Below are 20,053 nucleotides of genomic sequence, written 5' to 3'. Positions count from 1 at the left end.
AGAACCACCGGGAGTGAGGCGGATCAGACGACAGTCCAGTGGACTGTCGTCCCGCCGAACGCGGCCCTCAGGCTGGCCGCAGGTTCACCCAAGCGGGTCGTCAGTTGAGTAATGCAAGACCACCGGAATGACCGCGGCCTTCAGGCTGGCCGCGCCCTCGACGGGTAAGTCCACGGGGCGCGGAGCCTCGGCTTCGACCCAGTCGCAGAACCCGCCCAACGTGCGGTCGGCGGCGATGTTCGTGCCGATGCTGGCGGTCAGCACGTCGAAGGCGGCGTCACGGACGGTGCCCTGAATGACCGCCTCGATCTCTGCGCGGTGCTGGTAGTGGTAGCGCAGGGGCGAGAGCGTCACCTCGGGTTCTCCCGGCTCGCCATCGCGCAGGATTAGCAGGCCATCAGTCGGCACGCGCTCGGGCAGCACCTCGCCGCGCAGGACCGTGGCAGGCAGCGCTGAGAGCCGCGCGTGCAGCGCGGCGAGGATGGTTTCGCGTGGGGTGGGCATTTGACTTTCGCTATGTTGCAGGTACGAAAGACGTCAGCCTGTGGGCCATACCTTTCAGACTGACTCGACGCAGCGAAGCTTTACAATGCCTGCGCAGCGTGCTTACGAATTGAAATGGCGGCTGTTCAGATCAATAGTCAAAAACAAAAAGGGAAGCCGATTTATGCTATTTGAAACTTGGACATTATACGTGGTCACTGTTCTCGCGTTGATGAGCACGCCGGGGCCAAGTCAACTGCTAATGCTAACGAATAGTGGTGTTCATGGCTTCCGCCGGTCGCTTGCGACGGCAACAGGTGATCTTTCGGCAAATGCCTTGCAGATGCTGGCGGCGGGCTTGGGTCTTGCCGCGATTATTGCAGCATCCGCAACAGCTCTCACAGTTATCAAATGGGCGGGGGTTGCGTATCTGATTTGGTTGGGTGTGCGGATGATCCGACGCGCTAAACCAGATGAGACTGTCGCGCAGCGATCGCAGAAAGAGATTTCACTCAAAAACCTATGGCTTCAGGGCTTCCTCACTTCTGCGGCAAATCCGAAAGCTGTTGTCTTCTTTGCCGCCCTCTTTCCCCAGTTCATTGTATCAGATATTCCTTTCTGGCCTCAGTTCTTGATCTTGTCCGCGACGTACATCGTCATGGACGGACTATTTCTTTCTGCCTATGGCCTCGGGTCGACATGGGTCGTCAGACGGTTCAAAGGCAGTGCACGGGTCTGGATTGAGCGAATTGGCGGAAGCTTCATGATCGGTGCGGCGGTGCTTCTTGGGCTGAAGTCCATTTCCCGCCAATGAGGTGAAACACCGAGATGCCCTCCTTCAAACGATCTTCGGCTCCACCCAATTCGCCGCGATCAGCCCCGGCACGCTGTCGAGCGCCCTGTCGGCATCGCGGTCGAGATCCAGCCGCTTGGGCAGCTTGACCTGCGGCACCAGCAGGAAGATCGGCGCGGTGACCTGGTTGCGGCCGGTTTTCGAGCGCGAGGCCACCGCCTGACCACGTTTGTTGATCCGGGCGCGGTCTGCCACCAACAGGCTCGGACCTCGGCGGCGATAGACAAAGCGCAGGCGCAAGCCGCGCCGCCGCTCCCATTCGCCAGGGGTGATCCGGCGACCGCGCAGGCCTCGACCTGCTGCTTCGGTCGGGATCGCGAGGTAGAACCCATCTTTCGAGCGGATCAGCGGACCAGTGTCGTGGGCCCCGACAATGGTCGGAGCTTGGGACCAGACCAGCGCGGCGGCATCAAGGCTTTCGCCTGTGCGCGGGAACGTCTGGTTGCGGATCGAGTTGGCGAGCCGTCGCCCGAGACCTGCGCCAGTGACCTGGGTCCGCCACGAAGACTTCAACCCGGTCCCGGCCTCGCGCATCGCTGCGGTGACAGCTTTCTCGCCCGCCTTCACCTCGGCTGCCATGGCAGCGACGAGATCGGGCGTGATGTCGAGTTTCAACTTCATGCTGGGCGCAGGTCCACGGTCCAGACGAGCCGCTCGCGGTCGCGAACGGGCTCGCCTTGGATGAGGAAGGCATCACCGTCGATTTCGATCCGATCGCCGGGCCGCGGGTTCGCGACATCGGCCACGCTTAGGTCGAGCCGAGTTGTTTCGGACCAGAGCCGCGCATCGCCGAAGTCGGTGATTGCATCAGCCTGCCGCGAGACGACGCGCACCAGAACGGGCGCACCACCATCGGAGGTGTAGACCGCCTCACGCCCGATGTTGGGATCTGAGAACAGTGCATCAACGATGGCGGAAAACGCCGTCATCAGAAGCTCGCGTTCAGGCGCACCCGGCCGATGGTGTCACCGGCCCCGCCGGCCACGGCCTCCGTTGCAACGCCGATCAATGTGTTCGATGTGGCCACGCTTGTGGTGCGCTTATTGGTGTCGTCCCAATAGACTTTCGCGCCCACGGTCTAGGCCTGCGAGCCAACCTTGGTGAGGTCGAACACGCCGGTCAGGGCGGCTTCGACAGGATCGTTCAGGGCGGCGTCTCCGGCGGCGATGCCGAAAATGGAGCCGACGAGCAAGCCATCGCCGGAGGTCACAGCATAGGGTGCGGTCAGGGAGATCGTACTGCCGGGCTGGACGTAGTTTTTCATGATGGGGACCCTCGTGGAATGACGAAGGGCGGCCCATCAGGACCGCCAACGTGTTAGGGTTCAGCATGGGAACCGGTTACGCACCGGGGTTCTTGTAAAGACCGCACCAGTCGATGGCCTTGGCGCCGAAGTCGAGGCGGCACTTGATCTCGACGCCGTCGACATCGAAGCCGTTGCGCGTCTCGATATAGGCACCCTGCTGACCCTCGAGATAGGCGTACTCGATGGTGTCGATCTGGTTCGGGCTGGCCGCCAGATACCAGGCGGTCTCGCTGGCCGCGTCGAGGCGCGGTTCGCTGATGGGCGCGAGCGTGCGGATCAACTGCGGCACGACGCTGGAGGTCGCGGCGGGCACGAGGTTCTGCGCGACCAGCTGCTCGGCCTTCAGTTCGAGCGACGCGGGCACGATCAGGAAGGCGGGACGGACGTTCAGGACGGTTTTCTTGTCCAGCCCCGTCTGCTTGGCCATCGCCGCGCGGGCCGCACCGACGCTGCTTACGTCGAGCGCTGCGCCGGTGCCCGCGAGGTTCTTGTGGCTGTTGTGGAAGAGCGCGTTGCCATCGGCCATTGCCGGGTTTGCGGTGATGATGCCCCAGACAACGTCCGACTCCAGCTGCGCGATGGAGTTGCCGTACATCGCCGGGATCCGGGTGAAGGCGTCGAGGTCGTCGTTGATCAGCGTCTGACGGGTGATCGCGACCACCCGGCCATAGGTCTTGACCTTGTAGCTCTCCCTGCTCTCGCCGAGCGTCCCGCGCTTGAACTCGCCGCTTTCGCTCACCTCCAGCAGCTGCGGGGCCTCGCCAAGCTGGACCCGGTGCATCGCCTTGAAGTCGGTGGCAAGCACCTGACGGCAGAACAGCATGAAGGTCCGGGGATAGGCCTCGCTCGCCATTGTCCTTGGACCAATGGCGGACAATGGCTCGCCCTGGCGCAGCGTCTTGTTGGTGACGGCGGCGAGGATCTCGGGGAAGTCCGAGGTCGAGTGGAGTGCCCGCGTCGCCACCTCGTCGCGCGAGAGGCCGCGGGGGCTTGCGCGATTTTTTGGCCGCCAAAGTAAATCCAAAGGACTATCTGTAGGTATCGACTATTCGTCGTCAAATATCCCCGGAGCAACCGCTTCGACGTACTTTCTGGATTCGGGATGAATATGATCGCGATAATCGAAACCTATTTCACGAAGTCGGCGGACATTTTCAGCTTGACAATTTCCCCACTCGTCTGGCGATGGTCCGTTCGCCTGAAAGCCACCCTGCCAGACGACAGGGCCAGATATCATTAGGTGAAAATCATCCGTCTCAAGGCTGTCTCCCTCGTCAAAATCAAACTTTAGGTGCGCTCGATAGACGGTTGGCTCATGTCCACCTGACTCGCGAGCAACCATTACGTTGAAATTCACTACTTCGTTCGGTTCTATGGAGTGGTGGCCTACAAATGATGGATCAACAGAATCTATGTCAACATCATATGTCCAGTCAGCCTTGCTCAAACTGAACTGCATTCCAATCTGGTTACAAAGCCTTATGGTAGCGCTGCCAGAGCAGATCAGGCTCCCGCGAAGCAGGAAAGCAGAATAGTCTCCATTGTTCTTCAGTATCACATTTAGTTTCTGCCGAAGTGTCCCGTGTGTTTGATCATCATCGATCTCGAGCCTTACTAGTCGGATGTTGGGAGGACTCTTTGGGATACCCAGAATTGCATCCCTGCCAGCCTGCACGATTGTGCTGCTATGTCCGGCATTAGCTGACTGCGACATCAAGCTACTCCTTTTTACCAGAATCCCCGACTTGGGCGTCTCGGCCTGCCTGAACGATTTGAGAGCCAGCGCCAGCTTTGGCATCTTGGTTTGAGCCGGCCAGCTCGTCACGTCTTCTTCGTCTCAATAGGTATCCAACAATTGCAACTAAAAAAGCAGTTCCAACTCCGCTGAAAATAACCTGCCAGTGATCCGTGAGGAAACCCATATTGAACACCTTTCTCGCGCTGTAAGAAGTCTACGTTCGAAAAAGCGGAGTTTCAATCCTTCGATATGTCTGAGCCCGCGTTCAGCCGCTCGAGCCGCACATGCCCGGGCGCCATGCTCAGCTCCTCGTCATGCGGCTCGCCGAAGAGCGCGGCGCGCCGCACGCGGGCGCCGGTCGACCAAATCACCTCGACGCTGCGCGTCTCCGGGTCGATGCTGTTCGGCGCAAGCTCCGCCGACCGGCGGAACGCCGGCAGTTCGATCGTCTGCTCCATGGATGGATCCTCGTCAGGCAGCGTCCGTTTCCTGGTCGTCCGGACCGGTCGCGGGGTCCGCCGGCGCATTGGCTTGCGCACTGCCGGTCTTGGTGACGCGGCGCGGGTCGCTGTCGAGCACGAGGCCAAGCTCGTCGAGCTTGGCGTTCGTGGCCGCGATCTCGGCCAGCACCGCGTCGGGGTTCCGGCCCTGCCGGGCAATGGCCTCGGCCAGCGTCATCGTGCCGGAGCGGATGGCGAGCAGGTCCGCCATCGCGTCCTTCTGCGGATCGACCGCCTCGAACTTCGGCGGCGACCATTCCACCGGCACGTCGGGCGTCGGGATGCGCCCCGCCGCCCATGCGGCTTCCGTGAACCAGCGCCATACCGGCGCGCAGAACATCGGGATGAAGAGCTGCCACTGGACCGCATCGATCATTCGGCGGAACTCCACGAGCCCGGCGCGGATCGAGGAGTAGTTCACCTGGGACAGGTCCCCGGTCAGCAGCTCGTAGGGCACCCGGAAGTCGGCCGAGATCGTGTGCAGGCTGGCCCGCTTGTACTCGCCGTAGCCGCCAGTGGCGGCGGGCTGGTTGAATCGGATGTCCTTGCCGCCGCGGGCATAGGCGATGAGCCCGGGCTCGAACTGCTCGACCCGGTTGCCGTCGGCGTCGACCACCGCGGGCGCGATGCCCTGCTGCGCCTCCTCGTCGCCGAAGACGATGGCGGTCACGCAGGCCTCAGTCTTCTTGCGGACCAGTTCGGCCACTTCGTAGTCGTCAAGATCGCGCAAGCTGCGGATCACCGGCGCGCCCCAGGGAACGCCGCGTGCCTGCGTGCGCTGCTTTTCATACACATGGGCGATCTCACTCGCTGGGACCGGACGGCTCTTCAACCCGTTCTGCAATGCGCCATAGGCGTCGCCGGGATGCTCGGCATGCAGCCAATAGGCCCGGCGCTTGCCGACCGGGTCGAACTCAATCCCTTGCACCAGCCGTCCTGCGCCGAGCGCGCCGGATTTCGTGGCGTCAAGGAAGTCGGCCTCCAGCACCTGCACTTGCAGCGGCACTGGCGGACCATCGCTCGCCCGCCGCAAACGTCGGCGCACCAACACTTCGCCCGCCTCGACCATTTCGCGGCAGATCAACGTCTGCAGACCATAGAAGTCGAGCTGGCCGTCGGCATCGGCCGTGTCCGACCATTGCGCGAAGAGCGCATCGACCTTTCGATCCAGTTTGTCATTGCCGCTGGCGGCGCGCGGCATGATGCCCGCGCCGACAATGTTGTTGACCAGCACCGCCACGGCCTTCGCCGCTTGCGGATTGTTGCGCACCAGATCACGCATGCGATCGCGCAAGAGCGCCTTGGCGACGCCAACCTCGGTATCGGCGGAAGTTCCCGGCGCGCGCCAGCCCTCGGTCCGCCGCCCTTTGGCCGCGCCATCATATCCCCGCGTAAGGGTTTCGAAGGCCTGCCTGGCAAGGACTCGACGGGCCGCCGTGCGCGGTGCCACCGAGGCTATGGCGTGGTCAAACCAGTTCGCCGACATCAGCGGTCTCCACGCGAGAAGCTCGCGAGGCCGGCGATCGGCAGTGGTCTTGCCGTCCCGGCGATAGCGCGTTCGATGGTGCGAATCCGGGCCAGAAGATCTTCGGCCGAGCCGTAATCCACGGATTTCCCGTCATAGCTGACCCGAGTCGTGCCGCTGGCGTAGGCACGGCGCAGCGCCGAAAGCTCGGATTCCGTCCAGTCCGTCATGTTCAAAATCACCCTCCGCGCGGCCCGAGCCAGTCAGATCTGCGTTTGCCCTGCGATGTCGGTGCTTGTCTGTTGATCTGTCCCGCGGGATCCGCAGAGACGTCGGCGACCCCAAGCTGATCCTCGAGGTCACGCCATTTTTCGTCGGTCCAACGATCCGCGCCCGCGATCCAGGCGGCGGCGCGGGCATAGACGCGGCAGTCCAGCGCCTCGTTGCGTTCGCGCAGTTTCTGCCATTCAAGCCTTGCGAAGCCGCGCTTCGTGCGCACGGTGACCAGCTGCTCGGCCACGAACTGCTTCAGCCATTCGTTTTCGACCCAATGCGGCAGATGCACCGTGCCGGGCGAGAACGCCGCCCCGGCGGCAATGTCCTCCTCGGTCGGCCGTTCGAGCCGCAGGAAGCGATAGGTCTCGGCCTTGAAGGTCGACACCGCCACGGTCCAGAGGCGCGCGCCCCGACGCAGACGTTTGCCGCCCTCGGTCGCATCCACATAGGTCGGCCCCGACACCGGGCTTGCCCGATTGAACCCTTCCACGCCCTTGACCGGCGAGACTTGTGCAAATCCTTGAGCCCGCGACCAGCCATAAACCGCCGGGGCCTCGTAGCCCGTGTCGATGGCGAGCCGCGCGATCTTCAGATGCGCGCCGCGTTCATGCGGCCATGTCCGTCTGAGCAGATCGGTCAGGTCGGCCCAGGCCTCATGCCGGTCGGGCCCGCCCTCGATCACGATGTGATCGACGATCCAGCTTTCGAGCCCACGGCCCCAGGCCCAAACATCGACCTCGATCCGATCCTTCTGCACGTCGGCCCCAGCGGTAAGGAACAGCCCGCCCGCAGGCACCATCCCGGATGTCCAGCGCTCACGCTGGTCGTAGAGCCGCTGCCAGTCCGGCGCTTCTCCGGTCTCAACCCAGGTCTCGCCAAGGATCGTATTGCGGAATGCTTTGATCGCCTCGTCCGACCCTTGAGCCGCGTCCCAGGCCCGCACGAACCGCTCCCAGCTGAGCCAGCCGATTGGCGAATAGAGCGCCGAGAGGTGGTAGCCGACGGTATTGGGATCCGCTGCCGTGGCGGTCGCCCGCCATTCGCCAGCCTCTAGCATGGCCGTCTTGTGATGTTCGTCAATGGGCGTGTCGCAGCCCTCGCAGTGATATTCCGCTGTTTCCGGCTGCCCATTCTGCCAGCGCAGCCGTTCAAATTTCAGCCACTGCATCGCACCGCAATGCGGACAAGGCACGAAGAACCGGCGTTGATCGCTGGCATCAAAGTCCCGTTCGATCCGGCTCAGTCCCCGAATGGTTGGCGTCGAAACCAGGAAAACCTTGCGTCGGTGGGCAAAAGTCAGGGACCGGGCTTCGGCCAGCGTGACCGGATCGCCTTCCTCGTCGGCCGAGACCGGATAGGCATCGACCTCATCCAGAAAGATGTAGCGCGCCGGGGTCGAGCGGAGACCTACCGCCGAGTTCGCCCCGGTCATGATCAGGATGCCGCCCGCGAATTCCTTCGACAACATCGTATTGCCCGCGTCCCGCGAGCGCGCCGGTTTGACCCGCTCCCGCAGCTCCGGGCTTTCGTCGATCAGCGGATCGATCCGCTGCCGCGAGTTCCGTTTCGCCAGTTCCACAGTGGGCTGGACGGCGAGCATCGGCCCTGGTGCCTGGTGGATCGCGAAGCCGATCCAGTTGTTACCCGCTTCGGTCGCCCCGACCTGAGCGGCCTTCATGAAGACAATCCGCTGTGTCGGATCGCCGGGCGACAGCCGGTCCATGATCTCGCCCATGTAGGGCGTGCGGGCGGTGCGATACCGCCCCGGCTCGGCCGATGCCCGTCCTGAGAGCATCCGGTGCCGATCCGCCCATTGCGAAACCGTCAGGTCCGGATCCGGCGTGAGGCCTTCACTCCAGGCACGCAGGATTTCGGCCGCGCCATCGAAGTCGTCCTCACCGGAGATCGGCTTGGACCTCGGCAAGATCGTCGAGCTGGGCACGGACATGTTTCTCCAGAACCTTTTGCATCGCGGCGGGCTCGACGCCCAGATCAGCCGCCATCAAAGCCGCCGCCCGTGCGGGCCAGTTGACCCAAACGTCGCGCTCCTGCCGCGCCAGCCGGAAGACCAGCGACAGCGCGCGAGCCCGGTCGATCAGTTCGCCTTTCAACTTCTGCAGTCTCAGACGGCGTTCCTGCGCTTTCAGAACCTCATTGGCCGTCTTTGCCTGCAGGAACGTGGTGCCGCTGCCGACTTGCGGTGCGGCCATTCCCTGCTCGCGTAGCGTTTCGCCCACGGCCGAGACTGCGGCCTCCGACACGGGTTTGAGCTTCGCCTTCGGCGCCTTTCGGGTTTTCGACGGGTCGGTCGCCTGCGCACGCAACGCATCGCTGGCCTCCGCGTCGATGCTGCCATCGGAATGCAGAACCACGCGTCCCGTTGCCTTGGCCTTCTGGATGGCTCCGCGTGAGAGACCGACGCGGGCGGCATACTGGCGCTCGCTCAGACCCTCCATGTCGCGCTCCGATTATCATTCAAAATCATGTGCTTATGTAGTTGATAAGCCTCCGCACCAGAGCGAACGTGGTCCTACGAAAACGATGCAACTCACCACGGAGCCGCCACGATGACCCGCCTGAACCCGCAGACAACGCCCCGCCATCAGCTTCGCGCCGAGAAGGCACGCCGCAACAAAGAGGCGGCTTTGAATGCCTTCATCGGCAAGAAGACCGAAATCGACGAGATGCTCGCCCGGCTCCAGAGCTTCAGCGACGAACATTTCAACTGCCACCCCGACGAGATCGGCTGGGCCACCGTTGGCAGCCTCGAGCACTACGCGAGCCTCTTGAAGCGCATCACCGACAGCGCCTTTGGCGAAGGCGAATTCGCGAAGTGAACCCGATGACCAGCACGCTTGCAGAGCGCTACAACCGCGAAGCCACCCGCCTGATGCCGCACATCGGCAGCGACCTTCAGGTCGACCCAACCATCAACACCGCGAGCGAGATCGACGAGATCGTGTTTCGCCGCAGTGAATACCTCGGCGGCATGGCGGCCGTCCTCCTTGCCCTGATCGCGCGCGACGACTGAGCCGCCACTCGCCGCCTACGGCCCGCCAACCGGCGGGCTCGCCTCGGTAGAAGAGTCCCGCATCCCGCGCGGCTTAGACCCGGAGGCAAACATGACCAAACTCACCGACACCCAAGCCATCATTCTCAGCGCCGCATCTCAACGCGACGGCCATATCGCCTTGCCGCTGCCCGACAGCCTGCGCGGCGGGGCCGCCACCAAGGTGGTCGGCGCGATGCTTGCAAAAGGCTTCCTCGAAGAGGTCGATGCCAACATGCGCAAAGGCGAGCATGTCTGGCGCGAGACCGGCGACGGCCACGGCATCACGCTGATCGCCACCGACACAGGCCTCGCCGCCATCGGCATCGAGACTGACAGCGCGCAGGTCAAACCGACCGAGGACACAGCACCCAAGACCCGCACGCCGCGCGAGGGCACCAAGCAGGCCACCCTCGTCGCCATGCTGCGCGCGCCGAACGGCGCAACCATCGCAGAGATCATGGCGGCACTCGATTGGCAAGCTCACACTGCGAGAGGGGCAATGTCCGGCGCGCTGAAAAAGAAGCTCGGCCTGACGATCACCTCGGAAAAGGTTGACGGACGAGGCCGCGTCTACGCTATCCGCGACTGACGCACACGGTCCAACACACAGATGACCGTCGTCCCACCGGGGCGGCGGTTGCTCATTTGGCGCATCGCATTCGTATCGCCTCGAACACCCGCCGCAGGGCGAAGGACCGCGCTATCGATATGACGGTGAAGATCGCGCCCATTTTCAGGTTCTGCGCGAGCGTCGTTTGTAACCCGAACACCGGGAAGATCAGGATCTGCGTGATGACCGCGACGCCGTAGCCGACGGCAACGTTGGCGATGGACTCGATCAGCGACATGAGGCGCGATTGCTTCATGTCGCCACCTCATCCATCGGCCAGCAATTGAGCCGCGAGAGTTCGGAGCGCATGCGCGGCAACCAATGGGACCACGCCGTTGCCGCAGAGCCGAAGGCGGTCCACCCGGTGGGCCAGCCCATCAGAGCCTCGACGAATGCTGGGTTCAGCGTCCGGCGCGGCTCGGAGATATCGCTCCCAACCGTCGGCGTTGCCAGGACCTGGCGGCCAAGCAGGCCGTTCACAGGCGTGTTCGCCAATGTCGTCGCCCCGTCCTTGTGATCGCGCGCCGTCGGCGTCATCCACAGCTGACTGGCGCTGGCCCGGATGAACATGTTCCTGCATGCAACGGACGCGGCCCGCATTGAATGGTGTGACACGCTCAACAGCCCGGCGCTTGTTGAGGCCGACCACCTCCAACGCTTCGACGTAGTGCTCGCCAATCCGCCGTTCTCGCTCGACAAATGGGGCGCGGAGGACGCAGCCGGCGACCAGTACAACCGCTTCTGGCGCGGTGTGCCGCCCAAGTCCAAGGGCGATTACGCCTTCATCACCCACATGATCGAGATAGCCAAGCGCCAGTCCGGCCGCGTCGCGGTGATCGTGCCGCATGGCGTGCTGTTCCGGGCCGGGGCCGAGGGGCGCATCCGTCAGCAGTTGATCGAGGAGAACCTGCTCGACGCCGTCGTCGGATTGCCGGCCAACCTGTTCACCACCACCGGGATCCCGGTCGCCATCCTGATCTTCGACCGTTCCCGCGAAGAAGGCGGTGCGAACGCGGAGCGGCGCGATGTGCTGTTCATCGACGCCAGCAAGGAGTTCACGCCGGGCAAGACCCAGAACGTTATGGACGAGGCACACGTGGCCAAGGTGCTGGAGACCTACGGCGCCCGTGCCGAGGTCGAGCGGTATTCGCATCTGGCGGCACCTGAGGAGATCGCCGAGAACGGCTACAACCTCAACATCCCCCGCTACGTCGACACCTTCGAGCCGGAGGAAGAAATCGACGTCGCGGCTGTGCAGAAAGACATCCTGCGGATCGAAGCCGACCTGGCGGACGTCCGGGTGAAAATGGCCGGATACCTGAAGGAGCTCGGTGTTGATGCATGACGACGACGTCAATGACGGCAACGATCAATTGGCAGATAATACGATGTTGGTTCGACTCGGCCAGATTGGCAGATTCCTAAAAGGCAAGGGGATTTCCCGTTCTGACTTGTCGGAAGATGGCTATCCGTGTCTGCGCTATGGAGAAATCTACTCAACTTACGGCAACACGACAGCCTGCCTCAAATCACGGGTTTTGCACGAAGCCGCATCGGCAGCGCAGGTCCTGAGAACTGGAGACATTGTTTTTGCGGCTTCTGGGGAAACACTCCACGAGATAGGCAAGGCTGTTGCATACACTGGGCCGGAACCAGCTTACGTAGGTGGTGACACTGTAGTTCTTCGCGAACATGGCCAAGATCCAATTTTTCTCGCCCACGCGCTAAACTCTGAACATGCATGCAGGCAAAAGGCTCGCTTCGGGAAAGGTCATTCCGTCGTCCATATTCATGCGCCTGACCTTTCAGATGTGGAAGTTCTTTTGCCTTCACTGCCCGAACAGCGCATGATTGCCGCAATCTTGAAGACATGGGACGAGGCGCTTGAAAAGCTCGCCACTCTCCGCGCGGCGAAGGACAAGCGCTTGGGTGCACTTCGCTACGCGATGCTCTTCGGCGTGTTGCGCCTCGACGACCAGCGCCGCAATTGGGTGCCGACACGCCTTGCCGCTGTCACACATGAACTGATCACCCGAAACGGGGCAAAGGGGCTCGGCCGCGACTACGTAATGGGGGTCACCAAGGCCCAAGGCGTCATACCCATGCGCGAACAGACGATTGCCGGTGACATCAGCCGCTACAAGCGCCTTCCCCCGCGCGCCTTCGCCTACAATCCGATGCGTATCAATGTTGGTTCCATCGCGATGAACGAGCGCGATGAAGAGGTGCTGGTAAGCCCCGACTATGTCGTCTTCGCCTGCAATGCCGATGGCCTCGACCCCGATTACCTCGACCACCTGCGTAAAACATCCTGGTGGGCCCATTACATCAACAGCGGCGGTTCCGGCAGCGTGCGCCAACGGACCTACTACGACGACCTAGCCGCGCTGAAATTACCATTGCCGGAGCTGGACGAGCAGAAAGCCATCGCCGCCGTCCTGAACACTGCACGCGACGACCTCGCCGCGACCGAGCGCGAGATTGAAGCGGTCACCCTGCAAAAACGCGGCCTCATGCAAAAGCTGCTGACGGGCGAGTGGCGGGTGAATTCAGAAAAGGAATTGGCATGAAGGTTCTTGGATTTCGCGGCGACCCTAAAGCCCCTCGGTACGCAGTCGTGTCGGAGGTTGGCGGGGCCTATGTGTTGGAGAACGCCACCAGCGACAACAAGCTATCTGTCCCCGCATCAATCACCGAGGATGCGGATGCCGAGCGGCTGGACTGGATGTACCGCGAGCTTCTGGCGGTCTTTGATGCGCACCCGGGCATCAACAAGGTGATGATCAAGCAAAACGAATTCACTCGCCAGGACACGAAGGCAAAGCGCCGTTCGGCCTACAATGACGCGGCTGTCGTCCTCGCCTGCGCCCATCGCGACATCCCGGTCGAAATCAAGATTTATGGCTCGATGGGGACGACCAGCAAAGACACCAAGCGGCACGCAGAAAGCCGTGTCGGCAAGACCGAAAAGTATTGGGACACCAAGATGGCTGACGCTGTGAATGCAGCATGGTGGGGGCTGCGTCACCCATGAACCAGCTTGTTCCCGTAACCCTCAGCCCCGGCATGAACCTCTACAAGTACCATCTGGTCAGCAAGATCGGTGCAGGCAGCTTCGGAGAGGTCTGGCTCGCGCATGACGTCGCTGTGCAGCGTGAGTATGCCGTGAAAGTCCTCCAGCCGGGGGTGTCGGTCGACGAGCGGCTGCGCGAAGCCCAGATCGGCAACCGCCTTGAACACAACAACCTCGTGTACATCCACCAGGCCGATGTTGTTCCCGTGGCCGGGGATCATGCCGTTATCCTCGCCATGGACTACCAACCTAACGGTTCGGTCGAGACCTTGGCGAACCCGTCTGGTTATCTGCCTCTCCCTGCCGTCCTGCGGATCGCGCGGGATATCCTGCAGGGGCTGGAGTATCTCCACGCCCGCAGTTTCTATCACAACGACATCAAGCCCGGGAACATCCTGCTGGGGCCCCAGCAACAGGCAATGCTGTCCGACTACGGGATCACTGGCGTTTCGTCCAACGGCGCACCGGTTGCGGCCCCGAACGCCTATGTCCTTCACCGTGCACCAGAGGTCGTGGCCACAGGAAATATCGGCGTCAGCTCGGAAATTTTCCAAGTCGGGATGACCCTGGCGAGGCTGTTGATCCATCTGGACCACCTGCGAGCAGTCCGCGCCAGCATCGGATCGACGCAGTACGAACAGGACATCGCATCGGGGAAGCTGCTTCAGGCAAAGGACTTCGGGTGCCACATCCCGGCAGCCGTTCGTCGCGTCATCCTCAAGGCCGTCCATCCCGATCCGGCCAAGCGGCACACCAGCGCTCTTGAGATGCGGCGCGCGCTCGAAAAGCTGGATTACCCTGGGCACTGGACCGTCGATGCATCCAGCAACGAAGTCGGCAAATGCGGGACATACGAATTCTCGCACTCAATCTTGCCAGTGGCAGGCGGGAAGTTCGATGTGACCTGCAGCAAGCGCAATGTGGTCTCAGGCAATACCCAGCGTGTCACTCAGTTCTGCAAACGGGGTCTCACCCAGAAGCAGGCGGAAAAGCTCGTCTCGGGCTTCAAGCAATTCGTGGTGACCGGAAAATGACCTTCAACGCCGCCGAAAAACACCAATCTCAAGTCCCAGCACTTCAGTTGCTGGTTGCGCTTGGATTCACCCCACTGTCGCAGGAGGAGGCGCTTCGCCTGCGCGGCGGGCGCCTGCGGAACGTGGTGCTGGATGACGTGCTCGCCGACCAGCTGATGCGCATCAACCGCTTCACGCATCGGGGAAGAGAATACAGCTTTGACCTTGAGGACGCGCACGAGGCGATGCGGCGGCTCAAACCCACGCCGGACCGTTTGAAGGGGCTCCGTGGGACGAACCAGGACATCTACGACACGCTCGTACTCGGGACGACGATCACGAAGTCCATCGACGGCGACTCAAAGAGCTACTCATTCCGCTACATCGACTGGGACCAGCCTGAGAACAACGTCTTCCACGTGACTGCCGAGTTTTCGGTGGAGAGGACCGCGTCCAGCCAGACCAAGCGCTGCGACATCGTTGCCTTCGTGAATGGTATTCCAATCCTGGTGATCGAAAATAAGCGGCCGACCGAAAGCCTGAAGAAGGCGGACAGCCAGCTGATTGGCTACCAGAACGAAGACAACATCCCGCAGCTTTTCCACTTCGCCCAGCTGCTGGTCTCTATGAACCGCAACAGCGCGCGCTATGCGACGGTCGGGACCAAGTCTAAATTCTGGGCCGAATGGCGCGACGAGGAAGACACCGACGAGGCCATTGCGCCCTTCGCCAACCGCGTCCTTGCGGCGGCCGAAAAAGACTCGATCTTTTCTGGCGACTTCGTCGGCGCGCGCGTCTACTTCGACTCAATGGAGGCAGAAGGAGACCGCGCGGTCACGGTTCAAGATCGGACGGTGTACGCGCTGTGCCGACCCGCGCGGCTGCTCGATCTCATCCGCCGCTTCACCGTGTTCGATGGCGGCATTCGCAAGGTCGCGCGCCACCAGCAGTTCTTCGGAATCCGCCGCGCGGTCGAGACGGTCAAGCAGCACGATATCAGCGGCGCGCGCAAGGGCGGCGTGATCTGGCACACCCAAGGTTCAGGCAAGTCGCTGACAATGGTCATGCTGGGGAGATCGCTCGCCCTCGAACGCAGCATCGAAAACCCGCGGATCATCATCGTCACGGACCGTGACGATCTCGACAAGCAGATCAAGGACACCTTCAAGTCCTGCGATCTGGAGCCAGTCCGTGCTACGAGCGGGTCTCACCTACTGGAGCTTGTCCAGAACAAGGCTCCGCTGGTCACCACGATCATCAACAAGTTCGACACTGCGCTGAAGCATAGCAAGCTGGCGGACGGCGATCCGAACATCTTCGTGCTGATCGACGAGAGCCACAGGACGCAGACGGGTCGCTACGGCGGCCACAGCCAGTTCGCCGCCAAGATGCGACGCCTTCTGCCTAAGGCCTGCTACCTTGGCTTCACCGGCACGCCCCTGCTGAAGAAGGAGAAGAACACGCTGTCGACCTTCGGGCGGCTAATCCACCGCTACGCCATCGACGAGGCGATCGCCGACGGCGCCATCGTGCCGCTGCTCTACGAAGGGCGGCTTGTCGAGCAGCAGGTCTCGGGTGCCGTCATCGACCGATGGTTCGACAAGATCAACGAGGGGCTGACCGAAAACCAGAAGCGCGATCTGAAGCGCAAGTTCTCTCGGATGGACGCGTTGGCCAAGACCGACCAGGCCATCCAAGCAAAGGCCTTCGACATCTCCGAGCACTATCGCCAGCACTGGCAAGGGACCGGCTTCAAGGCGCAGCTCGTTGCCCCGTCTAAGGCGGCGGCGGTCCGCTTCAAGGAGGTTCTCGACGAGATCGGCCACGTCTCGAGTGCCATTGTCATCTCCCCGCCGGACGAGAACGAGGGCAACGAGGAGGTCGATCAAGAATCGAAGGATCTCGTGCGGAAATTTTGGTCAAAGATGATGGCGCGGTACAAGACCGAGGACGAGTACAACCGACAGATCATCGATGCCTTCAAGGGCTCCGGCGATCCGGAGATCCTGATCGTCGTCTCAAAGCTCCTCACCGGCTTCGACGCACCTCGGAACACGGTGCTTTACGTCTGCAAGTCCTTGAAGGAGCACAACCTCCTGCAAGCAATTGCGCGTGTGAACAGGCTGTATGAAGACGGCGGCACTGAGAAGCAGTTCGGCTTCATCGTCGACTATGAGGGGCTGCTGGGCGAGCTGGACAGTGCGCTGACGACATACAGCGCCTTCGAAGGCTACGAGGCGGCCGACCTCGCCGGAACGGTTCATGACGTCCGCGAGGAAATCCGCAAGCTGCCCCAGCTGCACGACCAGCTCTGGGACCTGTTCAAGCCTGTCCGGAACAAGAAGGACATGGAGCAGTTCGAACAGCACCTCGCCGATGAGGCGCTACGGCACGAGTTCTACGCGCGCCTCAAAGCCTTCAGCCGGTGCCTGCACATCTTGCTCTCGTCCGACAAGCTCTTCGACGTCTTTGACGAGGCCAAGATCGATTCCCTGAAACGCGACTGGAAACAGTTCTCCGAACTCAAGCGCTCGGTCCAGCTCCGCTACCAGGAGACGGTCGATGTCCGCGAGTTCGAGCCGAAGATCCAGAAGCTCCTTGATGACCACGTCGTGGCAATGCCGGCGGAGACCATCATCGAGGTGGTTAACATCAACGATCCCGACGCGCTTAAGGCTGTCATCGAGGAAACGGGGGTTTCCGAGGCCTCAAAGGCCGATCGCATCGCCAGTGCGACCCGGCGGGCAATCACCGAGAAGATGGATGAGGACCCGACGTTCTACAAACAGTTCTCCGAGCTGCTCGAAGAGACCATCCGGGCCTACCGCGAAAAGCGGCTCTCCGAGCGCGAATACCTCAACAGTGTCGTGGATCTCGCGAGCAAGGTGGCCCGCAAGGATCGGGGGCGGGATGTTCCGGAGAGCATTAGGGGCGATGAGGATGCGCAGGCCTTCTTCGGCGTCCTAGATGGTCAGCTCAAGACCAAGGGCGATGATTCAGTGACCGGCGTCGAGGTCGCAGCGATCGCTCAACAGATCATCGACATCATCAAATCGCACCTGATCGTGGATATCTGGTCGAATGAGGTGGCCCAGAACAATCTGCGCAACGCCATTGATGACTACTTCTTCGATGTCCTGCGCGACGAGAAGGACATCGACCTGCCCGTAGAAGTGCTCGACGATCTCGAACTCAAGATTATGGATCTTGCGCGGGCCCGGTTCGCGGCATGACACGGGAGTTGCACTGCCTGCGGTACGGCGAACAGGAGATCCAGTACGAGATTGTCCGGCGCAGGAGGAAGACACTGGAAATCGCCGTCGAGCCGGATGCGTCGGTGGTGATCGCGGCCCCGGAGGACGCGACACTAGACGCCATCGAAGCCAAGCTGCGGAAGCGCGCGGCATGGGTGACAAGGCAGCAGCGGTACTTCTCCCAGTTCCTGCCGCGCACGCCGGAGCGCAGGTTCGTCGCAGGGGAGACTCATCTCTACCTCGGGCGCCAATACCGGCTGAAGGTCGTCCCGCATGTTCAGGAAAGCGTGAAGCTGATCCGCGGCTTCATCGTCGTGCAGACTCACCGACCGACCAGGCCGGAGGTGACACGCGAACTGGTCGAGGCATGGTACCGGGACCGGGCCCACATCAAGTTTCCGGAACGGATCGAACTCTGTCTCGGTCTGTTCCCGGATCCCGAGGCATTCAGGCCGATGGGTCTCATCGTACGCCAGACCCGGCAGCGATGGGGGTCCATGTCACCGGCCGGACGTTTGCTACTCAATCGTCGTCTGGTTCAGGCCCCTGTCGACGCCATTGACTACGTGATCACCCATGAACTCTGCCATGTGGCCGAGCCTCATCACGGGGCGGCGTTCTTTGACCTTCTCGACAAGGTGATGCCCGATTGGGAGCGTCGGAAGCAAAGGCTCGAACGGGCCATGGCCTGAGAAATTCCGAAACCGGTCGTAACAGACGCTAACGCGACCCCAATCCAAGCAATTTCCGACGCTGGATTTTCTTTCTCTCTTACAAGGACTTATAAGAAATTCACCAAATCGGCGCAGTCATCAGGTCCAGAGAATATCGGCCCGGAGAGACCGCTTCCGAGGCTTCTGGCTCCGGGGCCAGTGCTCAGCCCCTCCCGCATAACCCCCGAATACAACTGAAAAATCCGGCCGCAGCCGGATCGGGAGAACGCTTTCGCGGGGGCAAGTGGCGGACACGGAGGGATTCGAACCCTCGAGACCCTTCCGGGCCTACTCCCTTAGCAGGGGAGCGCCTTCGACCACTCGGCCACGTGTCCTTGACCGCGTAGATACCCACCTAAGCGCCGGATTTCAAGGCGAATATTTGCAATCATTGTGGAAACGCCAATTAGCCTGTGAAGAAGCGATGACAGACGATGGCGAATGAGGAATCTCAACACGTCAAACTGGTCTGAACTCGGCGCTCATACAGTTGTTTCAGTGAGCAAAGCGCCCTACCCCCTTAAATACCAACAGGATGGGCTCGAACCTGGTCCCTGCCACAGCACAGAAAATAGTGCCAAAACCATCTCGAGCTTCCAATGGAGAGAACCCTGTTTCCACTTGGCAAGCCCCTCCATGAAGCAGTAGTTGAGGCGAAAAAAATCCGACGCAATCGCCATCAGATCTTGTGCCAGTTCGGTTAGGCCTGCCCGCCAGCTTGGTTGTTAGGCTGCAAGATAAAACGACGAATGACTTTGCAATGTTCGCTTTCCACGTAGGCCGCCGGCTCGTCGAAAGGACAACAACACGAACCAAACCGCTACCAGCAAAATCCTCCCACGCGGGCCGCACAAGCCCCAGCCAGCCTGATTAGGCCCGGCGATAAGGCTACCACGGCGCGCGCCCAAAGCCGCCCCACAAGCCTGATGGCTGGACTGCTCATGTAATGCGCATATCATGCATGTTTTGTTGGGTGTTTGTTTTTGTTTTGGAATGCAAAAAGCCCCCGCGCTGGAAGCGTCGGGGGCTTTTGTGTCTGTTTGTTCTGCTTGATGCTGGAGACTTTAATTGTTGCTAGCATGCCCACCAACACATCATAAACGCTCCTGCCTCACGGTCGGTTTGCAACCAAAGCTGCTGCCTATGGTCTCAATCGCTTTTCAATGAAAAGATGCCGAAACGGTTGCCATCAGGATCCTGCAGCGCAAACCCCTTCGGTGCCCAGTCGTACTCTGGATCCCTGAGGTCTGGCACAGTTATGCCCTTCGCCCGCAAAGCCGCGTGGAACCCTTCAAGATCATCAACTTCCAGATCCGCAAAGCTGTGAACGACACCGGTTGCAACGTTCTGGAACGCAAGCCTGTCTTCACACCCCGCTGCAACCAGTAGGAACCGGAGCCCGAGATCATTTTTTGAAGAAAGCTGGCAATGGAGATCATCAGCCCAAGTGGGCGTCAGGTCAAAAACGGAGGCGTACCAGTCGCGGGACCGGTCCAGATTGCTGACAGGGATTTCGAGTGTGTCTAGCCGAAGTCTGAAGGGCGCTTGCATAATCATTTGTCAGATCGTGGAAATAGAAAAGAGTGCTTTAAAATCGATGGAAGTCGAGTTGCAACGCTCGCACATCGTGGTTTCGCGTTCAAGCTGATTGTCTTTGTTTTTGTTTTGGAATGCAAAAAGCCCCCGCGCATGATGCGTCGGGGGCTTTTGTGATTGT

22 protein-coding genes, 1 tRNA gene and 2 pseudogenes are annotated in these 20,053 nt (G+C 61.3%); 10 read left to right on the top strand and 15 right to left on the bottom strand.

All coding sequences use genetic code 11. From position 1 onward, the window contains the following. Window positions 1–84: 84 nt before the first annotated feature. Entirely contained in the window at window positions 85–504 is a 420-nt protein-coding gene (locus PUV47_RS00125; RefSeq protein ID WP_274216407.1) for a hypothetical protein, read from the bottom strand. Between the two features lie 85 nt (window positions 505–589). Between PUV47_RS00125 and PUV47_RS00120 the strand changes: the two genes are divergently transcribed. After that, entirely contained in the window at window positions 590–1,297 is a 708-nt protein-coding gene (locus PUV47_RS00120; protein WP_274216406.1) for a LysE family translocator, read from the top strand. Window positions 1,298–1,321: 24 nt separating this feature from the next. Here PUV47_RS00120 and PUV47_RS00115 read toward each other — a convergent pair whose 3' ends face one another. The 10 genes and pseudogenes from PUV47_RS00115 to PUV47_RS00070 all read right to left on the bottom strand — a co-directional run bounded on the left by PUV47_RS00115 (window position 1,322) and on the right by PUV47_RS00070 (window position 9,077). Continuing rightward, entirely contained in the window at window positions 1,322–1,957 is a 636-nt protein-coding gene (locus PUV47_RS00115) for a DUF6441 family protein (RefSeq protein ID WP_274216405.1), read from the bottom strand. After that, window positions 1,954–2,265 carry a head-tail joining protein gene (locus PUV47_RS00110; RefSeq protein WP_274216404.1) on the bottom strand — a complete coding sequence of 104 codons (312 nt, stop codon included), beginning with the start codon at window positions 2,263–2,265 and terminating at the stop codon, window positions 1,954–1,956. Before PUV47_RS00110 ends, PUV47_RS00115 begins: the two co-directional genes overlap by 4 nt. Beyond that, window positions 2,265–2,600: pseudogene (locus PUV47_RS00105) on the bottom strand (DUF2190 family protein). The gene PUV47_RS00110 and the pseudogene PUV47_RS00105 overlap by 1 nt, the downstream one beginning before the upstream one ends. A 76-nt stretch (window positions 2,601–2,676) precedes the next feature. Then, window positions 2,677–3,606 (bottom strand): Mu-like prophage major head subunit gpT family protein, encoded by a 930-nt coding sequence (locus PUV47_RS00100; protein ID WP_274216403.1) that lies wholly within the window; start codon window positions 3,604–3,606, stop codon window positions 2,677–2,679. Window positions 3,607–3,687: 81 nt separating this feature from the next. After that, the gene (locus PUV47_RS00095; RefSeq protein WP_274216402.1) at window positions 3,688–4,356 is read right to left on the bottom strand and encodes a hypothetical protein; all 669 of its coding nucleotides are present in this window, start codon (window positions 4,354–4,356) and stop codon (window positions 3,688–3,690) included. Window positions 4,357–4,616: 260 nt separating this feature from the next. After that, window positions 4,617–4,838 (bottom strand): hypothetical protein, encoded by a 222-nt coding sequence (locus tag PUV47_RS00090; RefSeq protein WP_274216401.1) that lies wholly within the window; start codon window positions 4,836–4,838, stop codon window positions 4,617–4,619. Between the two features lie 13 nt (window positions 4,839–4,851). Beyond that, window positions 4,852–6,366, bottom strand: coding sequence for a phage portal protein (locus PUV47_RS00085; protein ID WP_274216400.1), 1,515 nt, complete (start codon window positions 6,364–6,366; stop codon window positions 4,852–4,854). Beyond that, on the bottom strand, window positions 6,366–6,575 hold the full coding sequence (locus PUV47_RS00080; RefSeq protein ID WP_274217401.1) for a phage head-tail joining protein: 210 nt from the start codon (window positions 6,573–6,575) through the stop codon (window positions 6,366–6,368). The genes PUV47_RS00085 and PUV47_RS00080 overlap by 1 nt, the downstream gene beginning before the upstream one ends. Before the next feature lie 8 nt (window positions 6,576–6,583). Beyond that, window positions 6,584–8,563: a phage terminase large subunit family protein gene (locus PUV47_RS00075; protein ID WP_274216399.1), complete on the bottom strand. Its 1,980-nt coding sequence runs from the start codon at window positions 8,561–8,563 to the stop codon at window positions 6,584–6,586. Next, window positions 8,517–9,077, bottom strand: a complete 561-nt coding sequence (locus PUV47_RS00070; RefSeq protein ID WP_274216398.1) for a hypothetical protein — start codon at window positions 9,075–9,077, stop codon at window positions 8,517–8,519. The genes PUV47_RS00075 and PUV47_RS00070 overlap by 47 nt, the downstream gene beginning before the upstream one ends. Before the next feature lie 111 nt (window positions 9,078–9,188). Between PUV47_RS00070 and PUV47_RS00065 the strand changes: the two genes are divergently transcribed. The 3 genes from PUV47_RS00065 to PUV47_RS00055 all read left to right on the top strand — a co-directional run bounded on the left by PUV47_RS00065 (window position 9,189) and on the right by PUV47_RS00055 (window position 10,262). Then, entirely contained in the window at window positions 9,189–9,458 is a 270-nt protein-coding gene (locus PUV47_RS00065; protein WP_274216397.1) for a hypothetical protein, read from the top strand. Between the two features lie 5 nt (window positions 9,459–9,463). Then, entirely contained in the window at window positions 9,464–9,652 is a 189-nt protein-coding gene (locus PUV47_RS00060; protein ID WP_274216396.1) for a hypothetical protein, read from the top strand. A 91-nt stretch (window positions 9,653–9,743) separates the two neighbouring features. Continuing rightward, window positions 9,744–10,262, top strand: coding sequence for a DUF3489 domain-containing protein (locus tag PUV47_RS00055; protein WP_274216395.1), 519 nt, complete (start codon window positions 9,744–9,746; stop codon window positions 10,260–10,262). Window positions 10,263–10,314: 52 nt separating this feature from the next. On the opposite strand, the gene PUV47_RS00050 is transcribed toward PUV47_RS00055, so the two are convergent. After that, entirely contained in the window at window positions 10,315–10,539 is a 225-nt protein-coding gene (locus PUV47_RS00050) for a DUF7220 family protein (protein ID WP_274216394.1), read from the bottom strand. Continuing rightward, window positions 10,536–10,778: a hypothetical protein gene (locus PUV47_RS00045; RefSeq protein WP_274216393.1), complete on the bottom strand. Its 243-nt coding sequence runs from the start codon at window positions 10,776–10,778 to the stop codon at window positions 10,536–10,538. The genes PUV47_RS00050 and PUV47_RS00045 overlap by 4 nt, the downstream gene beginning before the upstream one ends. 55 nt (window positions 10,779–10,833) lie before the next feature. Here PUV47_RS00045 and PUV47_RS00040 point away from each other — a divergent pair. The 6 genes and pseudogenes from PUV47_RS00040 to PUV47_RS00015 all read left to right on the top strand — a co-directional run. Next, window positions 10,834–11,628: pseudogene (locus PUV47_RS00040) on the top strand (N-6 DNA methylase); the annotation flags it as partial. After that, window positions 11,621–12,853, top strand: a complete 1,233-nt coding sequence (locus tag PUV47_RS00035) for a restriction endonuclease subunit S (protein ID WP_274216392.1) — start codon at window positions 11,621–11,623, stop codon at window positions 12,851–12,853. The pseudogene PUV47_RS00040 and the gene PUV47_RS00035, both read left to right, overlap by 8 nt. After that, window positions 12,850–13,317 carry a hypothetical protein gene (locus tag PUV47_RS00030; RefSeq protein ID WP_274216391.1) on the top strand — a complete coding sequence of 156 codons (468 nt, stop codon included), beginning with the start codon at window positions 12,850–12,852 and terminating at the stop codon, window positions 13,315–13,317. Before PUV47_RS00035 ends, PUV47_RS00030 begins: the two co-directional genes overlap by 4 nt. Beyond that, window positions 13,314–14,390: a serine/threonine-protein kinase gene (locus PUV47_RS00025; protein WP_274216390.1), complete on the top strand. Its 1,077-nt coding sequence runs from the start codon at window positions 13,314–13,316 to the stop codon at window positions 14,388–14,390. Before PUV47_RS00030 ends, PUV47_RS00025 begins: the two co-directional genes overlap by 4 nt. Further along, window positions 14,387–17,602 carry a type I restriction endonuclease subunit R gene (locus PUV47_RS00020; protein WP_274216389.1) on the top strand — a complete coding sequence of 1,072 codons (3,216 nt, stop codon included), beginning with the start codon at window positions 14,387–14,389 and terminating at the stop codon, window positions 17,600–17,602. Before PUV47_RS00025 ends, PUV47_RS00020 begins: the two co-directional genes overlap by 4 nt. Beyond that, window positions 17,599–18,315 (top strand): M48 family metallopeptidase, encoded by a 717-nt coding sequence (locus PUV47_RS00015; protein ID WP_274216388.1) that lies wholly within the window; start codon window positions 17,599–17,601, stop codon window positions 18,313–18,315. Before PUV47_RS00020 ends, PUV47_RS00015 begins: the two co-directional genes overlap by 4 nt. A 266-nt stretch (window positions 18,316–18,581) precedes the next feature. Here PUV47_RS00015 and PUV47_RS00010 read toward each other — a convergent pair. Both PUV47_RS00010 and PUV47_RS00005 read right to left on the bottom strand, forming a co-directional pair. Further along, a tRNA-Ser gene (locus PUV47_RS00010) sits at window positions 18,582–18,671 on the bottom strand. An 814-nt stretch (window positions 18,672–19,485) separates the two neighbouring features. Further along, the gene (locus tag PUV47_RS00005) at window positions 19,486–19,893 is read right to left on the bottom strand and encodes a VOC family protein (protein WP_274216387.1); all 408 of its coding nucleotides are present in this window, start codon (window positions 19,891–19,893) and stop codon (window positions 19,486–19,488) included. Window positions 19,894–20,053 lie beyond the last annotated feature (160 nt).

The sequence above is a fragment of the Pseudovibrio exalbescens genome (assembly GCF_028737195.1).
Lineage (GTDB): Bacteria > Pseudomonadota > Alphaproteobacteria > Rhizobiales > Stappiaceae > Pseudovibrio > Pseudovibrio zosterae.
The sequence above is the reverse complement of the archived record's forward strand: the minus strand, read 5'-3'. Positions and strand labels throughout refer to the sequence as shown.